Below are 17,480 nucleotides of genomic sequence, written 5' to 3' on the forward strand. Positions count from 1 at the left end.
GATGAAAATACATAACCGATGGCCAGTAAGCCGCAGGTTGCTGGCTGCCTGCGTGCTGGCAGCAATAGCACCGCAAGTAATGGCTTATCCGACGGAAGAAATGAGCAGCATCCCTATTCAGTCACAGGTGATGCCGGCGCTGCAGACCATGCAGGTCACGCTCGGAGAAATCCTGTCGGCTGAAACGGAAACCGGTACGGCCGTGGTGCAGTCCGGTGACAAAATCACCACGGCTATTACTGAGGCAGCGCGTACGCAGCGCGAGGCGGAAAACTTTAATCGCCAGGCGGACCGCCTGGAAAAGGCCCGCACCGCATACACCGTACCCGACAGTATCTGCACGGAGTCGGCATCAGGTTCAGCGGCGCAGGTAAGTCAGGCGACCCGGGCAACGGCGTCAAAGCTTTCAGGCGGGGGCGGGGTATCAAACAAGGTTGTGCGTGAGACGCTCGCAAGCCTCCCCGTCGCGCCGCGACAGGGCGGCTACCGCAGCGCGCTGGTGCATGCCGGGTACTGCACGAAGGAGGAGGCCGCGCTGTATGGTGGCACCGGCCTTTGCCCGGGCGTCTCCTCGCTGCCGGGCGGGGATACCGAGGCGCGATCGCTGTATGACGGAGCCGGACAGCCGGGTAAGGATCCGGAACTGACATTTACGCAGGCGCAGACAGATGCGGCAATGGCCTATGTAAACAACTCGGCGAAGCTCGATGCCGGGCGTACGCCTGGCAAAGGCGAAATCCAGACCGCGACCGGGCAGGAGTATCAGGGGCTGCTCACTCAGTATAAGGCGATGCAAAGTGCTGCGATGCAGCCCCAGCTGGACATGGTAGCAGCGAGTCAGCCGCAGGATGCGACGCGCGAAGCGCTGACCGAAGCCCGGCAGGCGCCGTCCGCAGAAACCTATTTCCAGCAGACCGCCTCAGCGCAGGCAAAGCAGACTGGCACCATGAGCGAGCGTGAGTTTGAGGCGTTTGAAGTGGGGCGCCGCTATGCCAATACGGAGTGGGTAAAGGACCTGCAGAGCATGGAAGGTGACAACCTGCTGCGTGAAATGGCACGTCAGCAAAGTCTCGCCAACTGGCTGTCCATGGGTATCAAGAACGAATTGCGTCAGGCAAACATCATCAGCGGCCAGCAGCTGGCGCTTGCTGCAAAAGAGCAGTACGCACCACAGCTGCAGGCACTGTCAGCCCAGCTTAGCGCCGGCGTGAGCGCGCATTAATGTCTACGGAGATAACAATGATAACGAGCGGAACCTTTGCGCCGAATGCCGGCGCACTTGAAACGCTGCTGGATGCGGGCGAGGGGCCGGTGATCGTACTGGACCCCTGCGGAGCACTCTGGAACACCTTTTTTCAGACGCCTCGCTGGTTCCGGTTATGGCAGGCATGGCGGCTTTGTCCAGGGCAAACGCAGGAGGGCGACGTCTGGAACGTCATCAGCGCGCTAAAGGGCGTTAACGCACTCGCCGGCTCGTCAGCTCTTGCTGCAGCACTGTTTCCGTCGAATGAGTACAGCGATCTCACCCGCGAACTGATGAGCTGCCTGCTGCAATTTACAGATGAGACAGACCATGTTCGCGATATGCCGGCGCTGGCTGGCCAGCTGTGGGCTGATGAGCTGTGGATAGCGATCGCGCGCTGGAGCCGGAAATATCCTCATAGTGCTTCGCTTCAGATGGCGCGGGCGCTGTTGACACATGACGGCGCGAGCGAGGCAGCTGAAGCCATCCGCCGCCGCATGACAACCTACCATCACCCACACGTTGCTGAGACGTTCTCAGGCGCTCCCGGGCTAAACCTGAACACGCTTCGGCAACGACCTGGGCAGATTATCTTTCTAACGCCAGATATCCGCAGCATGGAAAGTCAGGAGCTGACGGAAGTCTACACCTTTATTGTGACTTCGCTGCGCTCGATAGGCGCGCTTCATCACATCATGTTTTCAATGGTTGAGCCTGCGCTAGTCGCGCACGGAGATGTTTTATGAAAAGTGCTGATACTGAAGCTCCGGTAACTGGCGAAAAGAAAGCCGCAATCACGCCGAAGCGCTTAGGCTGGTTTGCCATGAATGTGTTCGTGCCAGCCGCTGAAATCAAGGGCGTGGTTCGTTATACAGGGCGTAACGTCTCGCGAATCTGGCAGCGCATCCGGGATATTACTGCTGGCCGCAATGCCGATGGCTACCGTCCGGCTGACTGGTCACAGGCGGTTTCTGACAGTGGGCTTAGCCCGGTGCGTCTGGCACGCAATTTTCGCATTACGCGCTGGCTATGGTGGGGGCTGATGTGGCTCACAGGGTTGCCGGCGCTGGGATGTCTGGCGCTGTTGATCGCAGCAGGTAGTAACGTCAGCGGAACCGGCTGGCTGCGCATAGGTTGTGTACTGCTTGTCATGAGTCTGCTGGCAGCCACCGGCTTCGTTCAGGTGCTGGCAGCAAGCTACAGGCTCTGGCAGCTCACGGAAAAAAGGGTCTCGGCGTCAGAAGAAGGCAGTTTTCAGGAATTTCTGCAGGAGACGCGCTGGTGTCGCACGGTGTTAAGCGGTGGCTTACTGAACAGGAAAAAATATGCGTGAAAAAAAGCGGGAGGAGATGCTTAACCGGCTCTGTACCCTATTGGCGGATGCCGAGCTTGCCAATCGTCAGGAAACCATTATGCACCTGATGCACAGCGCACGCCGCGCCAGCCGTAACCGGAAAAGTAACGATGCGACAGAACATTGCATTGATGCACTGAAGCAGTTACGCAAAGCACGTCATACGATGCATATAGCTGGCGTCGAAACGGACAAACTGGTACCGGTTGAGTATGCGATTGCTCAGCTTGTACCGATATATGACGAGGCCAGAGAAGATGCGAGCGCAATGCTGTTTGCCGAATCGTACGTAGGGCGGTTCTTAGCAGTGGTAGCGCTGTTGGCGGTCGGATTAGTTGTGTGGTACGCAATTGGCACTGCCTGTGGCTGGCTTCGCACTTAATTACATTATGTAGGGGGGATCTTTGATGTACATGCGGCTTGATATGTTTGCTGGACTGCTCGGTATCCGACCCGGTGAACTGCTGCATGCGGTCCGGACTGACGGTCTACTTGGTGGAATGGCGCTGCCGGCACGCCGGCAGATGCGTGGTGCAGCGGTCATGTTTAATCATGAAGAGGCGATAGCTTTCGCGAAAAGCTGGCAAACGCGTGAGATTGAACCATCACTGGCATCGTCGGGACAACCGCTGATTGCACTGGAAATCGCTGCTGAAGAGGCGGAGATCGCGCCACTGGAACTGTGGCAAGCGGTGCAAAACGGGAAAAAACTACAGGGGCTTGAGCCACCACCGGCTGAAGAAAGCTGTAATGGCCAGCTGCTGTTTGATCCTGCAGCCGTAACGCAGTTTGCATTGCGCTATCGTAGCGTGCTGAAAACCCGTAAATGAGCATGATGCGCCGCCAGACACAATTCTGATTATAGCCGCTTCGCCGGCACCTCCTTTTCCCACCGGTCAGTATCTGACCTGCAGGTTAACTATGAAGCTACTGAAAAAAATTCAGGCGGCAGCATTGCTGTGCGCCGCCTCCTGCCCGGCCCTCGCCGATAGCGTAAATTATCAGACCATCAGTGATGCGGCGCAGAAGACAGGAGACTTATCGCGGCAGGCGCTGGTGATGATCTTCGGCGACGTTGTGGTTTCTCCTTTTCAGCCAGGCCAGCCCACGCTTATCGGCTCTTTATTCGCTCTCCTGAATGGTGTGTTGTGTTCGGTGGCGCTGGCGTGGTTTCTGATAGTGACCCTGAAAACATTGTTCAAGGGCGGCCAGGATGGAAAGGTATTCAGTGCTGGCCGCTCAGTGCTGCATCCGGTCATGAGTTTTGCTGGCTTCATTACACTTATTCCTACCGCGTCAGGCTGGTCGCTTTCACAGCTGACAATGCTATGGGCTGCCTCCACTATGGGCATCGGCAGTGCAAATCTGCTTACTGATAAAGCGGCTGATATGATCAGCAGCGGTATGTCGCTCGTCGTTCAGCCTACCGCGCCATCGACCCGATCGGCGGCGCGCGCAGTGTTTGAAATGAATCTGTGCAAGTATTCTACAAACCGGGAGCTCAGCTCGTTGTATGAGGACGGGCAGGCCAGAACAGCGCTGATGACGACGTCAGGGGGTAACGGTAGCTATACCACCGGCAACGGCAGCGCGGTTTGCGGTAGTGCCCGTATCCCGGACCCTTCTAAAGGCATAACTGAAAGTCTTTTTGGTTCACAAGTGAATACCGATAGCGTCACAGCTGCTGAACGGAACGCATTGGACACAATGCAGTCTACTCTGGATTCTGCAGCTCAGGCCTACGTAGATGCCTACCTGAGCCGACGCGATCATGATACAGGTACAATGTCTGATGCAGAGGCAACTATCCAGCAAGCGGCAGCGGCGTACGAAACAACGGTTAACAACGCGCTGAATCAGCTGAACTATAAAGATTCACTACAAGGCCAGCTTACTTCACAGCTGAAAAACTTCGGCTGGATGTCGCTGGGTGCTTGGTACAACACGTTTGCTACGGCAAACAGCAAAACCAACTCGGTCGCTAATGCAGCACCTGTAACTTCAGGGCCAAGTTTTCATGGTGAGACAGGCACAGGTGATCTTTATCATCAGGTTTTCGCAGCTTATCGTTCACAGACGCAGAACAGTTCTTATACTCCACCCTTAGGCACACTAAGTGCAGAAGATGACAGCATCGGTGGCAGCTCATCCGATCCGGATGCAGTCTTCGTAGGCTTTTTAAAAAGTCCCGTTCAAAGGCTGACAACCTTTTTTGCGACAAGTGCTACCGGAACCAATTCTGATTTTTCTAATCAGGTTAATCCGCTTATTAAAATGCAAGCTATTGGTGATTACACATTAGGAGCAACTGAAACGGCGCTTACTGCATATGTTGCTGCTTATGGGGTTGCTGCTGCAGTAGATCACTCTTTAGTAGGAAAGTTTGGCGAACTAACACAAAACCCTGCAGGAACAGTAAAAGATATTTTAGGAATGCTATCACCTCCATTCTATTTTTTAATGCTGCTGTTATTTGCGGTCGGTTTTTCTCTGGCAGTCTTTCTTCCGGCAATACCTTTTCTTTACTGGATGGTTGGATCCTTTAATTGGATCGTCAGTGTTATGGTCGGTTGTGCAGCCGGGCCGATGTGGTCCGCTACGCATTTAGGCGCAGAAGAAGATAAAGGAAGCCGCAGCGCCTATGGCTATATCTTTCTAATTGATATGATGCTCAGGCCATCGCTTATGGTATTAGGTTTCTTTTTTGCATCAGTAGCAGTCATGGCTGGCGGGACACTGCTGAATTTATTATTTGGCACGGCAGTTGCTAACTCAAATGCTGATTCAATTATGGGGATCGTTAAATTGGTTGGATGGCTTATGATGTATGCGCGCATTGCCACTTTTGGCGTTTCTCGCGTATTCGGGTTACAGGCAACGCTCGCAGACTATGTGATTACTTTCTTAGGTGGTGCAGGAATGGCAGGCATCATGGGCGGAATGGTAGACGACGTCAAAGGGATGTTTGCTTCTGCCGGCAGTGGTTCGCGTCAGACTCCTGGATTAAAAGGTATGCCTAATCGTCAGACTCCAGCATCTGAAGATGGAATTAAATAATTATACCTGGATTTGTAGATCCTTAAGCGTATAATTTAAAGAGAAAAAAACTTGGCAGGAGGTTGCCATGAAAAAATTTATTAGATCTGGAAGCAGCGTTAGTCTTCCCTGGGCATTAATTCGCTCAGCTTATTATCTGGTTTTTCTGCCGTGCGCAATTTTCTTTGCAGCAGTTACATTAATAGTTTTTTTTGGCGCCCCTTTCAGGCATGAAATTTATCCGTCAGATTACTTTCTTCTGGCTATGCTCTGGATGTTTATCATTTTTCCCCTAGGTTTTCGTTATATCAGCATAAAGATGCGGCGTAAGAAACTGCTTCACATTGTTGACTTCCTTAAAAGCGACAGGCGTTTCAATCCTACAGCGAATCATGAAGTATTCAGTGCAGCAAAGGGTAAATATCTTGGTATTGATACCAAGCGCGGTACTATTTTGTATGTTCACATGTTCAAAAAAGGGGTCGTTGATGTTATTGGCATGACCATGAATACATGGACCAATACCGAGCTTGAAGGTAGCGCAATACGGATATACACCTTAGATCCTGATTTACCGATGCTTAGTATCACTGCGCCGCCTGCAGTTGTCAGCAATCTCTATGACACGCTGGGTGCGATGCGTCATCAGTCTTACAGCGAACCTTGTCCGGACGAACCTTGGACGTTACACGTTGCCCGGCAGAGCAAATTTATTGAGTTCGAGCATAAAGTAGTGGTGCCGCAGGTTACTGCTTAATACGTTACTGACATTCTCATACTGTTCCCCCCCGACACCGGCCCAGAGCCGGTGTTTTCTTATCTGCAGTTCGGCGGCCATCTGTGCCCGTCGCTTCCGGAAATCCTTCTATGTACTCTCAGAACTCGAACGCTGCCGGCAATAATGAGCAGGCGGCGATGGTGATCACCCTTTTAATCACGGCACTCCTGTGCTGGCTTTTCTTTAGTGACTTTGTCCGCTGGTCCTGCTGGTTCCTTTACTGGCTCTGGCGCCTGGCAGATTTCACGTTAATTCATCGTTATGCCGCTGAACGAATCAACCTTCTCGCCGCTACCGGAAACGGTGCCGAGGCAGTGGGGCTGACAGAATGGAGGGACGTCATGAACCGGACTGCCGGCATTCTGTTTGTGCCACTGATCCCACTGCTTACCGTAGCGGGCTGGCTACTGGCATGCCATCCCGGGCTCGGTTTTCGCAGCCGCAGGGCTATTAACATTCATTCACTACCTCGCGTGATGCTCACCTTTGCCCCCTCTGTAATACCGGTGATGGCCAGCGACCAGAAAGATGGATTGATGAATGACACAACGCCGGAAAATGCATGGGCGCTCACACCTGAGGAATTTGCCGAAGAGCATGGGCTGATTCAGCGTCGGGTACTTGACCGTGACGCGGCCCGGGCTGTTTTTGATGCGCAGGCTGGTTCGGAGATGACGGCACCGGCAGACTGGCAGCCGCACGAACGCGCGTTGCTCGCCGTCTTCGGCCTACAGGTCTTCACCGGCGACCGTAAAGCGGCCACGAAGCTGCTCGATGACCTTAACCGCTCCTGTATGACAAAACGTCCCTTCAAAGCACCCATTTTTCGCAGAACGCCAGACTGGCGCATCGCTGAGACCCAGCTCATGCGCGTACTGGCAAGCCCGGGCATCAATGAATGGCTGAATACGCATGGCACCGTACGATCGGCACTGGCGGGCCTGTACGGGCGCGACCTTCGTCTGCCGCCAGCGCGGTTCCGCTGGTTAAAGGGTTGCGATCGCACCCTCTGGTACGGACTGCACACTGCAGATACAGCAAAGGTATTTGTTGAAGGATCGGGGATCATCGCGCAGGCACGTGCAGAGATAAAGGCCGCAAAAATGGGACTGCCAAGACCGGCACTGATGACGGATGAGGCTATAGCAGGGCTGCAGCTTGAGCTGGAGCAGTTGGACCTTGTTTATCCGCGGGACCAGCGTCAGCTGCCTGTAAAACGTAAGCGCGAAGCCGCCTTTCCTGACTATCTCTATTTGCCCGGACAGGGCGATGACGAACTTTCTGACGGCGCCGGCGCGCGCTGATACAAGGACATAAATATGACAATTATTCGTAAAGAAGGCCTGTTCGTGGCTGAAATTAGCGATGGACTGCTGAGCACCCGCCGTTTCATTGCAGAGCAGGGCTGGGGTACGGGCGGAGAAAGCTATACCAACTGCGCATCTCGGCCGCTTTTTACCTTTCCCGTTTCAGGGCTACCGTGGTTCGTAGTGCATGGTGACGGTCTGTACGCTCAGAACGCGCACGACGCGCTGACTCCACTGTACAGAGGAGAAGATGCCGCGCAGCTACTGGAGTGCATAACGAACGCACTGCGTAACACATCAAAGCGCCGGCGCCGCTGGGAGCGTGGCTTATTGATCGCGGTGGTTTTACTGGCAGCAAGTGCTGCAGTGTCAGTGTCATTCCTGTTTCCTCACTACAGTGAACGCCCTCAACTTCAGGTCGGACCCGTTAACCTGGCACCGCCCGCGCCAGTACCATCGTCGCCTGTCAGAAATGAGGCTCCGATGGCCCAACAGGGCGCAGTGCCTGCTGATAACTGGAGCCTGCCCGCTTCCGCGCGCGGTACATTGCCTGCGAAGCTCAGAAGCGCGGCGTCACGAGGCATGTTCACGATCCCGCTGTCCTCAGGTCACGCTCGCACCTTGTATGTTTTCGCGGATCCGTTATGTGCGAATTGTCAGCGCATGGAGCGTCATTTTGAAACGGCGGCCGGCATGGTTAACGTGGTGATATTCCCGGTGACTATTGAGGGGCGTAACACTTCATTGCAGACACTGACACCTGTCATGCTGCTGCCGGAAGCTGAGCGCGCAACTGCCTGGAAACACCTTTTTTCAGCTGATGCCGGTATGCCCGTGCCTGGCATGATGCAGGATACTGCGCCGGCTGCAGGCAAAGAAAAAACAGAGCTGGCGCAGGGCGCCATAGGCGTCAATGAAGTGGCATACCGCGCCTACAGGCTGCCCGGAACACCCTGGACGATATCCGACGACGGACGCTACGTACCGCAGGCGGTGCTGAGTTCTCCCGCCTCCCTTGAAGCTTTTTTGAAGGAGGGAGCAGTTGATGGACAATAAATCGGCTATAGACAACGATCGTATCAGCCGGCACGTCGGGCGCTCATGGATTACCGAAGCTCTGGCAGAAATTGGCACGCTCACTTTTGGCATGATTGCGCTCACCTGCGCCGGCATTGTCTGGCCGGTTACTCTACTGCTGAGCCTGCCGGTACTGCTGTTCTGGTCTCTCGCTGTACTGCCTTCCGGCCGCTGGAAGATGCCCATGCGCATGCCTGCTGACATGAACCGGCTCGATCCATCTACTGAGCGAAAGGTTCCGGCTAAAGTGCTGGGTTTTCTCCCGGTCACGACCATGCGCATTTATACAGGACGCGCAGCAGGAATTCTGTATGCGGGTTATCTCCGCGGTAAAGACGCCGGCCGTGAGTTGTGGCTCTCGATGGATGATCTGACACGTCACGTGCTGATGTTTGGCACCACCGGCGCCGGCAAAACTGAGACGCTGCTTGGCTGGGTACTGAACGCACTCTGCTGGGGTAAGGGTGTTATCTTCTCCGACCATAAAGCGCAGAACGATGTGGCGCTGGCCATGATGTCTATGGCCCGACGGTTCGGCCGCGAAGATGATCTGCGCATTATGAACTTCATCACAGGTGGACGTTCACGCGCACAGGAGTTGCTGGATAACGTGAAAACCCGCCCGCAGACGAACACTACCAGTATCTTTGGGCTGGCGCAGGAAACCTATATCGTTAACCTGATGGACTCCATGCTGCCTAAAACTGGCGGAAACGGCGGGGAATGGCAGGAGAAAGCAAAAGCGATGAACCAGGCGCTGATTTTGGCGCTGGTTTATAAGTGCCGGCGGGAAGGCACGGTGATGTCCCAGCGCACAATCCAGACGCATCTGCCACTACGCAAGATTGCCGGCCTGTATATCCAGGCGGTTGAGGAGCGGTGGCATGAGGAAATCCGATACGCGCTGGAGAACTACCTCAGCACGCTCGCCGGTTTTGACATGGAAAAGGTCTCTACCCCTTCAGAGTGGCATCCTGATTCAAACCTGCAGCACGGCTACCTCATGCAGCAGTTTACCCGCATGCTGACGCTTTTTAACGATACCTACGGCCACGTATTCGCCCGTGATGCGGGGGATATCGACCTGCGCGATGTGGTACATAACGATCGCATCATGATAGTGCTCGTGCCGGCGCTGGAGCTGTCGGCTGCTGAGGGGGCAACGCTTGGCCGGCTCTATCAGTCTCAGCTGGCCATGATCCTCAGTCAGGACCTCGGAGAGAAACTGGAAGGGCGCCCTCAGGACAATATGAAGGTCCGGAAGTTTAAGGACCGCTTCCCACTGCTCTGGATTATTGACGAGGTCGGTGCTGGCTACAGCGAAAAGGTTGGGGAGCTGGCCACGCAAATCCGCTCACTGGGCTACTGTCTCGTGCTGGCCGGTCAGGAGGTTCAACGCCTTAAAACGGCAGCGGGCGATGCTGTCTGGACGCTTATTGCTAACATGGGCACGCGTATCACCGGCAAGATTATGGATCCCAAGGATACGCTGGAAACTCTGCAGCTGATGGCTGGCACAGAGTATCGCGCGCACATGGGCTCGATGGTCCAGCAGGGCGGATTAATGGGAGGCTGGAGTGATGACACGCGCCTGCAGGTAACCGAAAAGAAAAAAGTAGACGTCGAAGAAGTGCAGGCCCTGCAGGAAGGGGAGCAGGTTATCCTCTTTCAGGGAAAGATCCTGCGTAACAGCTCACTTTATATCGCGGATACCGATAAGTTTTCGCAGGCGGGCGTACGTATTAACCGCTTTGTTGAGGTATCAGCGCCGTCAGAGCGTGCCTTGCTGGCCACGATGCCATTCCGGCAGCGCCGTAGCTTTGTACGCGAGGAGAGGGTACAGCACATTCTGCGCGTCCTGGACGCTGCGCCGGGCGCTCATGACACCAGTGGGCTGGTTCTGACAGATCCAGCGTTGGCTGCAGTGGGCGAATTTAATATGGAATGTGCTTTCGTCTGGCGCCGCTCGCCGTCAGCAGCTGTGCGCTCAGGCATACTCTGGCGCATGGTTCAGGAAAGCCTGCCTGCCAGAGGCAAAGGCTATAGCACTCGGCTGCGTGTGCCTCGTTCGCTGGGAGCATCAACCGAGAGTATTGCGGCTGCAATGCTTAATCACGTTGAGCCAGTGCGGCAGAAATTCGACTCCGACCGGTCCAGGCAGTTTGTCTGACTGCTGGCGCATGACGAGCAATAGCCCGTCGCCGGTCCTGAATGGGCGCATAAGCCCTCCTCACACATTACCTCAACGGAAATGCTATGAGCGCATTACCCACTCGCAATTATCTTCACCTTTACAGGCTGGCCACGATGGAAGGGGAACTACAGGCCAGCGCCGCGCTGAATCGCATTTCAGGTCAGAACCCAAACGATGTTTGCGCCATAACGGCTATGGCTGGCTTCCGGTTTGCCGGCTGGCGCTATGACTGCAGGACTGATCTTAGTTCTGCCTGTCAGGCAGCTGCAGAATGCATCCAGAATCTGGCGTTGCGGACAAATCCAGGAGGCTGGAAGTGGGCCATTGAAATCGAGCAGGCCCGTCGCTCGCAACCCCCAGCTGTCTGACATCATCCCGCTTATTACCTTTTCAAGAACGGAAACAACATGAAAAAAACACTACTTACAGCCGGCTTATTCGCGGCGTTAATTTTTGCTACAGGGTCCACCATGGCTGCCGCTTCAATTGACGCGGGCTTTTCACCCGAAGGCAGCGCGCAGCAGCTGGTACTGCGTACGCTTGATGACGCACACGAAAGTATTCGTCTCATGGGCTACAGCTTTACGTCGCCGGAGGTGGTTAAGTCGCTGATTAATGCCAGACGGCGCGGCGTTGACGTCAGAGTAGTGATAGATCAGAACGGCAACCGCAGTAAGGCGAGTATTGCGGCCATGAACGTTGTAGTTAATGCCGGTATTCCCCTACGAACCAATGGCCAGTACAAAATCATGCACGACAAAGTGATCATCACGGACGGACAGAACGTGGAGCTTGGCTCTTTTAACTATTCCCGCAGCGCAGCTGAATCAAATTCCGAGAATACGCTGGTCGTGCGGGAAGTTCCGGCACTGGCACAGACTTACCTGACGCACTGGCAGTCGCGCTGGGAGGGAGGGACAGACTGGCACTCTTCATACTGAGCCACGCCCGCACGATTCATCACCTTCCCGGCCTGGCTGCGCGCCAACGCAGCCGTCCTGCCGCTTTAAAGTTAAGTCGCTGATTTGGGGGATATGTAGTATTCTCAGCCAATTCGTTTTAGAAATGCTGGAGGCCCGTATGCCGCAGACTGAAAGTCCTACTCAATCTGAGGTAAAACCTTCCCGCCCAGCGCCTCTGAGTCCCAGAGAGCGTAAAATGCGTTCAGTTGCGCGTAAGCGCGAAACACATTCTCCATTGAACGTGTTTATTCATAACAGCACCAAGCAGAAGCTAGATGAAATCTGCAGAGAGTCCGGGTTGACGCAGGCTGAAGCGATTGAACGATTAATTGAAGGCAATAAAAGTAGCGATTAATGAAGGTGACTATTCACGGAAATTGATTGTGCAAACCTGTGGTGATACATTAGCTCGCAATTAAGTTCCTGGTGTGCCACGCCGAAAGGTGGCAGAAGTCTGGTGCTGACTGATTAGTGAAGGCCAGAAAAAAGAAAACCCCGATAATCTTCCTTGAGTTTGGCGACCTAGGAGAAGACTAACGGGGCTCACTGAATCTGCATAGAAGCTGTTGCTCTATGCGGGGAGTATAGTTTCATGCCCGAAAAACTGCAATACCCTCGGTGCTTACTCCTTCTGTGCAACATAAGCGCAGGAAGGCGTGAATAAGCAACTTACTGAAAACACCTCATTTTACCGGCAGGTAAAGAATCCTAATCCGGAATTTATTCCAGAGAACGGAAAGAAAACCCTGCCATTCTGCGAAAAAATCCGCGAGAAAGCGGCAGGCTTCACCCAGCGCATGGAGTTCCAGTCGCTGGTTGCCATGTCTATAGCCCGGGGGGAGCGTAAGCGCCGACCTCCGGAACTGCGCATGCGTGCACTGGAAGCCTCGCTGCAGGCTCTATGCCATTATTTCAATCCTCTGGCCAATCGCGTAGGCGCCTCACTCACTACGATGAGTATCCGCTGCGGACTTGCCACCGAGAAGAAACGCCTCTCGATCACTCGCTTTACGGGCGCATGTCATACGCTTGAACAGCTGAAACTCATCACGTACAACACCGAATACGATAAAGAAATTGGCTGCAATATCCCTACGGACATCACCTTTACTCCGCTGATGTGGCAGGTGCTGGACGTCTCCGAGGAAGCCGTTGCGGCCGCACGCCGCAGCCGCATAGAGTGGGAAAACCGTCAGCGCGAAAAGAAGGGCTTACCGCGCGCCGATGCCGGTGAGCTCATCGGCGCCGCCTGGTCATTTGTCCGTGAGCGCTTCCGTGAGTATCAGAAGTCACGGCGTGAGCACGGCATGAAGCGCCACCGTGCACGCAAAGACGCACCGCGCACCCGTAAGGACATCGAGCAGCTGGTACGACTGCAGCTGCAGAAAGAAATCCGTAACGGCAGCTTTTTTGGCAGCCTTGATGCAGTCCGCACGGAGATAGAGCGCCGCGTCACGGAGCGCATGAAGCTTTCACGCGGACACTACACGCGACTCGGTGACGACCTTCTGGTCACAACCTGATGCGTCTCTGACGCCTTCCTTCTTAAACTGCTGGCGCACACGCGTCGGATGACCCCTGCACGTAATACCGCCTCTGAAGCCAGCACCTGCGCCTTTCTGCCCCCTTCACGTTATCCGGTTCGCGCCGGAGGCCCGAACACGCCCGCATAAAGCAATTTGCACAAACATTAATCACAACAGACGCTTACTCGTAATTCAGAAACGAGACCCGGTGCACACAATTTACCCGCGAGCATGTCCGCAGTCTGTAATTCTGAGTTATCCACATTAACCGCGAGAGGGTATATGATTTATCTTCTGACCGGAGATAGCGTTAACCACTACTCGACGTTTTTACAAACCGCGATGATCCTTTTAAAAACCCGATCTCCTTTCTCTTAAAAAGAAGTTATTACTTACCTTTAAAGATAAAACCCAGTCAGCATCCGTCCTGTGGACAGATGAATAATGTCCGCCCTTGCTGCGGACTAACGTCCGCGCCGGTTCGGATAAGACGCTTCGCGTCAGAAATAGCTCCCGTCGCAAGCGCCGGGCATTTTCCGTAGTTACAACAAACTAGTCACCTAGCATCACGATGCACATATCAGCATCGAGGGGTTCCCACCCTGAAAAGCGCCGCCGCCCCGGCCCGTTGGGCCGGGACAGAGTCGCTATTAGATGGATGCTGTAACTATAAGAGTTTCATTGCTGGAAAGTTCGAGGCCTGCGGTAACGTTCTTTCGTCTGCGACCATCTGACTTATTCGCGCCTGAAAGGCCGCTGCTTAAACGGCGTCAGTCAGGGCGTGGTTGGGATTATGCCTTATTTGAGCCTGTAACCGGCTCTGCCGGGCTGACGGCGCCCATTGACATCAGAGCCGCTCTCTACGATTTCTGGCGCCTCCATGCCGCTCTCGCGGCATTCAGGGGCAGGCTGCGCGCTGCTCGCCAGCCTTTAACCTTTAACCTTTAACCTTTAAGAGGGAGTTTAAGGAAAATTTATCTCTGTCTGAGCTGCAAAGGTGCGATGAGAATTTAGCTCAAATCCTGATGAATAGGTCGTTCATAAAAGCTACCTACTTTACCCGGTGTATATATCAACACCGGGCATTTATTAGTTCAACTGCCACCTTGAATTAAGAGTCAAAGCATTCCGTACTTCTTATCACGTGTTTCAAAGGCGTGTCGTCCACCTTCCAGTACATCACAGATGGCTTTACGCATGCTGTTCTCCTGACCGTGCTCTCCGTGCTCCAGTGCGCCACTGCGGTAGCTTATAATCTCATCCTCATTTCTGGCCACGATCACCTGCTCGGCATCACAGTTTACAACCAAGTTTGCATTGTGGGTCACAATGATGACCTGACGATACTGTTTGATTTTACGGAAAAGTGGAACAAGTTGGCGCATAATAAAGTCATTATCGAGGTCATCTTCCGGCTGGTCAAAAACGAATGGCGAGCCGAAAGTATCGGTTGCCAGCTTAAGGCAAACATAGAATGTCCCGCGCTGTCCGGCCGACAATTTATCTACGGTTTTCCCTTTATACTCAAACTCGGCTCTGACCATTAAATAGCTTCTGATGTGATCTGGAGCATAAAGATATCGCAGTAACGCGTAGGGCCCTTGGCTGTTGAAGTACTCAGATTTCCAAAGGAATGCCTCAAGCGTGATCTTTTTACCTTGTTCCTCAGGAAGCTCAATAATTGCGTCTCCTCGCACGAGCGCTATGAAGTCATTAATGCTCCGGACCCCTAATAGATGAGCCAGCTTTTCCGTGCCAGATTGCTCTCCTGCTGTACGGAACCTTCCCCGGTTTAACCGCTCAAGAATACCGTCGTAAAACACCGTCAAGTCAAAGTAAGGCTGCCCATAAATGCGAATATCGGTCAGAATTTCCTTTATTAAAGCCCTTTGAGCTGGATCAAAATGCGGTTTTTCAGCCAGTGCAGCAAAGCAGTTATCTATTGCTGTTTCCTGCTCTAAGAGCTGGCGTACATACGTTTCAGTTAATATTTGTCGCTGGCGGACATCATTATTGTACTGCGTGATACGATGCTTTATTTCGGCATCTCTTAGATTTGCCTGCTGAATTTCCCGCTGATAGCCTTGAATTTTATCGAGAACGCCTGAAATATCCTGTTCTATACCTTGCTCTCTGAATTCTCGGGTTATCAGAAGGTTATCCTCGTCTATCTGCGTTAGCTGCGTCTTCAGTGCCGCCGTATAAGCGGCAACCTTAGCCTTGACTTCTGACAGATCTAATGGCGGCACAGGCACCGCGCCGGAAGGCACCGAGTTCATCCCGTTTAAGAAGGTATTCAGAGTTCTTTCCGCATTTTCTGCTTCTCTCATAAAAGCATTTCCAGCGTTCAAACCCTGCGTTAGTGAGGTAGTACGTAAGCTGTTGGCCCGAAACCGCTCGATTAGAGCTTTGTTCTTTTCACTTGTAAGCGTGGTGATTTTACCTTGTGCAACTCTGATAACGGCAGCTTGGTACTCCTCCGTATTAATGTAATGGTGTTGTTCATCCCGGGCTGAGTAATAATCGCGAAAGGTCCGGTAGGCATTTAGGTTATCGTCAAGTCCTGCGCGTAGTTCTTCAGGCACTTCACTGTCTGCCAGGCGCAGCATTTTTTTTATTTCATCGCTAATGAGGCCGGGCTGCTGACACAGGGTTTTGATAACACCTTGTGAAACGTGAAGATAGTCATAATTTTCGGTGCGGGCATCGAACCGAATCTTTTCTCCATCTGCTTTATCCAGCACAACTGCAAGGTGCTGGACATTAACCGCGCGTTCCTCCCCACCGCGCGTGGCCGTGCCTGCAAATAGTGAGCGCAGTGCGTCAAGCAGCAGGCTCTTTCCGGTACCTCGACCGCCTATTATGGCTACCATGTCTCTATTTAGTGGAATATTTATCTTTCTGAACTTAATTGATTGCCCGTTAAAAATGGTTCCTTCAACCTCAATATTGCTGAAGTAGACTTTCGGGATAATCCTTTCCGGCCAGTCATCACCCATCTGCAGTCGGCCTTCAGGCTCCAACATCGCCTGGCGGAGCCCCTCAAACGTAGGTTTTGCCTTTACCCAGGTGTAGGCCCTTCCTATATGTTCTGTCCGGTGAGCGTCTGAACAAAGAAATACCGGCTTAAGCGACGCTCCCGGATAACGCGAGGTCGTAAGGAAATACTCCCTGTCAGGTAAGCCTCCAAAAATGATGTTCCCCTGCCGGTCTATTTCAGTGGCTATAGCTGCCGAACGTCCGTTTGCACCCGGGCGATAACCGCCATAACCATTTGGGCAAACTGCAACGATGTAATCAAGAAAGGGTCTCATCGCAGAAGAAAGATGATCGAGCAGCTTGTTTAGGTCCACAACGATAGTATCGACATCATGTCCACTTTCATGCACGCTGCTTTCACAGGCATAAACTGCTTTGCCACTTCCATCTGTCAGTTTCAGAGGAAGTCTGGACAGGGTGTCATTTATTCTTTCTGTGCTGAGCTTGTCAGAAAACAGGACGTGTACGTTGATAAACGTCCCTTCCTTATTCTGCTGGTCTAGACGAAATTCAACGTTGCCCAAAACAGTAATATTCAGGCCCTGACGGGCAACTTCATGCCTGATGATTTCAAGTTCATTCTGACGAAAGTAAAAATAGTTGGTAAGACCGATCAAAGTCAGCTGTTGCTCGCCGATTTTTCTCACAAACGATTCTGTGTCACAGCTGCCAGAGTACATGTTGGCCAGCCAGGTCATCGGGCTATGCAGGTGCAAATCCCATTTGTTCCATTCCGATCCTTTCATTCAGAGAAACTCCATGGCATTAAGATTATTCTTAATGCCATGATAAGAAGAGTTACGCAAAAGTGCTATAAAATTGAGCAGATCTTGAATTCTGACCATCGGATTTGCATGCCCTCCAGTGATTAGATCGCAGCGAATTTCTGTAAAGATTAAATGACAAAAATCGCCGCGCAGATGTAGTGTCATTAATTATTTGTTATATTTTGGATAAAATTTGA

The 17,480-nt window shown here is 53.1% G+C and carries 15 protein-coding genes; 14 read left to right on the forward strand and 1 reads right to left on the reverse strand.

Features of this window, described 5'->3' with window-relative positions; all coding sequences use genetic code 11:
• Nucleotide 1 precedes the first annotated feature (1 nt).
• The 14 genes from traW (at nucleotide 2) to repA (AC6I8J_RS22340) (ending at nucleotide 13,474) form a co-directional block, all read left to right on the forward strand.
• Nucleotides 2-1,222, forward strand: coding sequence for a conjugal transfer protein TraW (gene traW, locus AC6I8J_RS22275; RefSeq protein WP_497825938.1), 1,221 nt, complete (start codon nucleotides 2-4; stop codon nucleotides 1,220-1,222).
• A 17-nt stretch (nucleotides 1,223-1,239) separates the two neighbouring features.
• Nucleotides 1,240-1,989: a prepilin peptidase-dependent protein gene (locus AC6I8J_RS22280; RefSeq protein WP_497825939.1), complete on the forward strand. Its 750-nt coding sequence runs from the start codon at nucleotides 1,240-1,242 to the stop codon at nucleotides 1,987-1,989.
• Nucleotides 1,986-2,576, forward strand: a complete 591-nt coding sequence (gene traX, locus AC6I8J_RS22285) for a conjugal transfer protein TraX (protein ID WP_497825940.1) — start codon at nucleotides 1,986-1,988, stop codon at nucleotides 2,574-2,576. Before AC6I8J_RS22280 ends, traX begins: the two co-directional genes overlap by 4 nt.
• Entirely contained in the window at nucleotides 2,569-2,979 is a 411-nt protein-coding gene (locus AC6I8J_RS22290) for a hypothetical protein (protein WP_497825941.1), read from the forward strand. Before traX ends, AC6I8J_RS22290 begins: the two co-directional genes overlap by 8 nt.
• Nucleotides 2,980-3,004: 25 nt before the next feature.
• Nucleotides 3,005-3,427 carry a hypothetical protein gene (locus tag AC6I8J_RS22295; protein ID WP_497825942.1) on the forward strand — a complete coding sequence of 141 codons (423 nt, stop codon included), beginning with the start codon at nucleotides 3,005-3,007 and terminating at the stop codon, nucleotides 3,425-3,427.
• 91 nt (nucleotides 3,428-3,518) lie between these two features.
• A complete protein-coding gene (locus tag AC6I8J_RS22300) occupies nucleotides 3,519-5,654 on the forward strand; it encodes a DotA/TraY family protein (RefSeq protein WP_497825943.1) in 2,136 nt (711 codons plus the stop codon).
• A 67-nt stretch (nucleotides 5,655-5,721) separates the two neighbouring features.
• Entirely contained in the window at nucleotides 5,722-6,390 is a 669-nt protein-coding gene (gene excA, locus AC6I8J_RS22305; RefSeq protein WP_497825944.1) for a plasmid IncI1-type surface exclusion protein ExcA, read from the forward strand.
• A gap of 110 nt (nucleotides 6,391-6,500) precedes the next feature.
• On the forward strand, nucleotides 6,501-7,715 hold the full coding sequence (locus AC6I8J_RS22310) for a secretion/conjugation apparatus DotM-related subunit (RefSeq protein ID WP_497825945.1): 1,215 nt from the start codon (nucleotides 6,501-6,503) through the stop codon (nucleotides 7,713-7,715).
• Nucleotides 7,716-7,730: 15 nt separating this feature from the next.
• A complete protein-coding gene (locus AC6I8J_RS22315) occupies nucleotides 7,731-8,774 on the forward strand; it encodes a thioredoxin fold domain-containing protein (protein WP_497825946.1) in 1,044 nt (347 codons plus the stop codon).
• Nucleotides 8,764-10,965 carry an F-type conjugative transfer protein TrbC gene (gene trbC / locus AC6I8J_RS22320; protein WP_497825947.1) on the forward strand — a complete coding sequence of 734 codons (2,202 nt, stop codon included), beginning with the start codon at nucleotides 8,764-8,766 and terminating at the stop codon, nucleotides 10,963-10,965. Before AC6I8J_RS22315 ends, trbC begins: the two co-directional genes overlap by 11 nt.
• 431 nt (nucleotides 10,966-11,396) lie before the next feature.
• Nucleotides 11,397-11,930 carry a phospholipase D family nuclease gene (locus AC6I8J_RS22325; protein WP_497825948.1) on the forward strand — a complete coding sequence of 178 codons (534 nt, stop codon included), beginning with the start codon at nucleotides 11,397-11,399 and terminating at the stop codon, nucleotides 11,928-11,930.
• Between the two features lie 139 nt (nucleotides 11,931-12,069).
• Nucleotides 12,070-12,306, forward strand: coding sequence for a replication regulatory protein RepA (repA, locus tag AC6I8J_RS22330; protein WP_094106241.1), 237 nt, complete (start codon nucleotides 12,070-12,072; stop codon nucleotides 12,304-12,306).
• Between the two features lie 237 nt (nucleotides 12,307-12,543).
• On the forward strand, nucleotides 12,544-12,615 hold the full coding sequence (gene tap, locus AC6I8J_RS22335; RefSeq protein WP_107320606.1) for a RepA leader peptide Tap: 72 nt from the start codon (nucleotides 12,544-12,546) through the stop codon (nucleotides 12,613-12,615).
• Nucleotides 12,608-13,474 (forward strand): plasmid replication initiator RepA, encoded by an 867-nt coding sequence (gene repA / locus AC6I8J_RS22340; protein WP_497825949.1) that lies wholly within the window; start codon nucleotides 12,608-12,610, stop codon nucleotides 13,472-13,474. The genes tap and repA (AC6I8J_RS22340) overlap by 8 nt, the downstream gene beginning before the upstream one ends.
• A gap of 1,121 nt (nucleotides 13,475-14,595) precedes the next feature.
• Here repA (AC6I8J_RS22340) and AC6I8J_RS22345 read toward each other — a convergent pair.
• Nucleotides 14,596-17,262, reverse strand: a complete 2,667-nt coding sequence (locus tag AC6I8J_RS22345; RefSeq protein ID WP_497825950.1) for a TrlF family AAA-like ATPase — start codon at nucleotides 17,260-17,262, stop codon at nucleotides 14,596-14,598.
• Nucleotides 17,263-17,480 lie beyond the last annotated feature (218 nt).

It is taken from the genome of Pantoea sp. X-Soil-ISGK-355 (assembly GCF_059730805.1).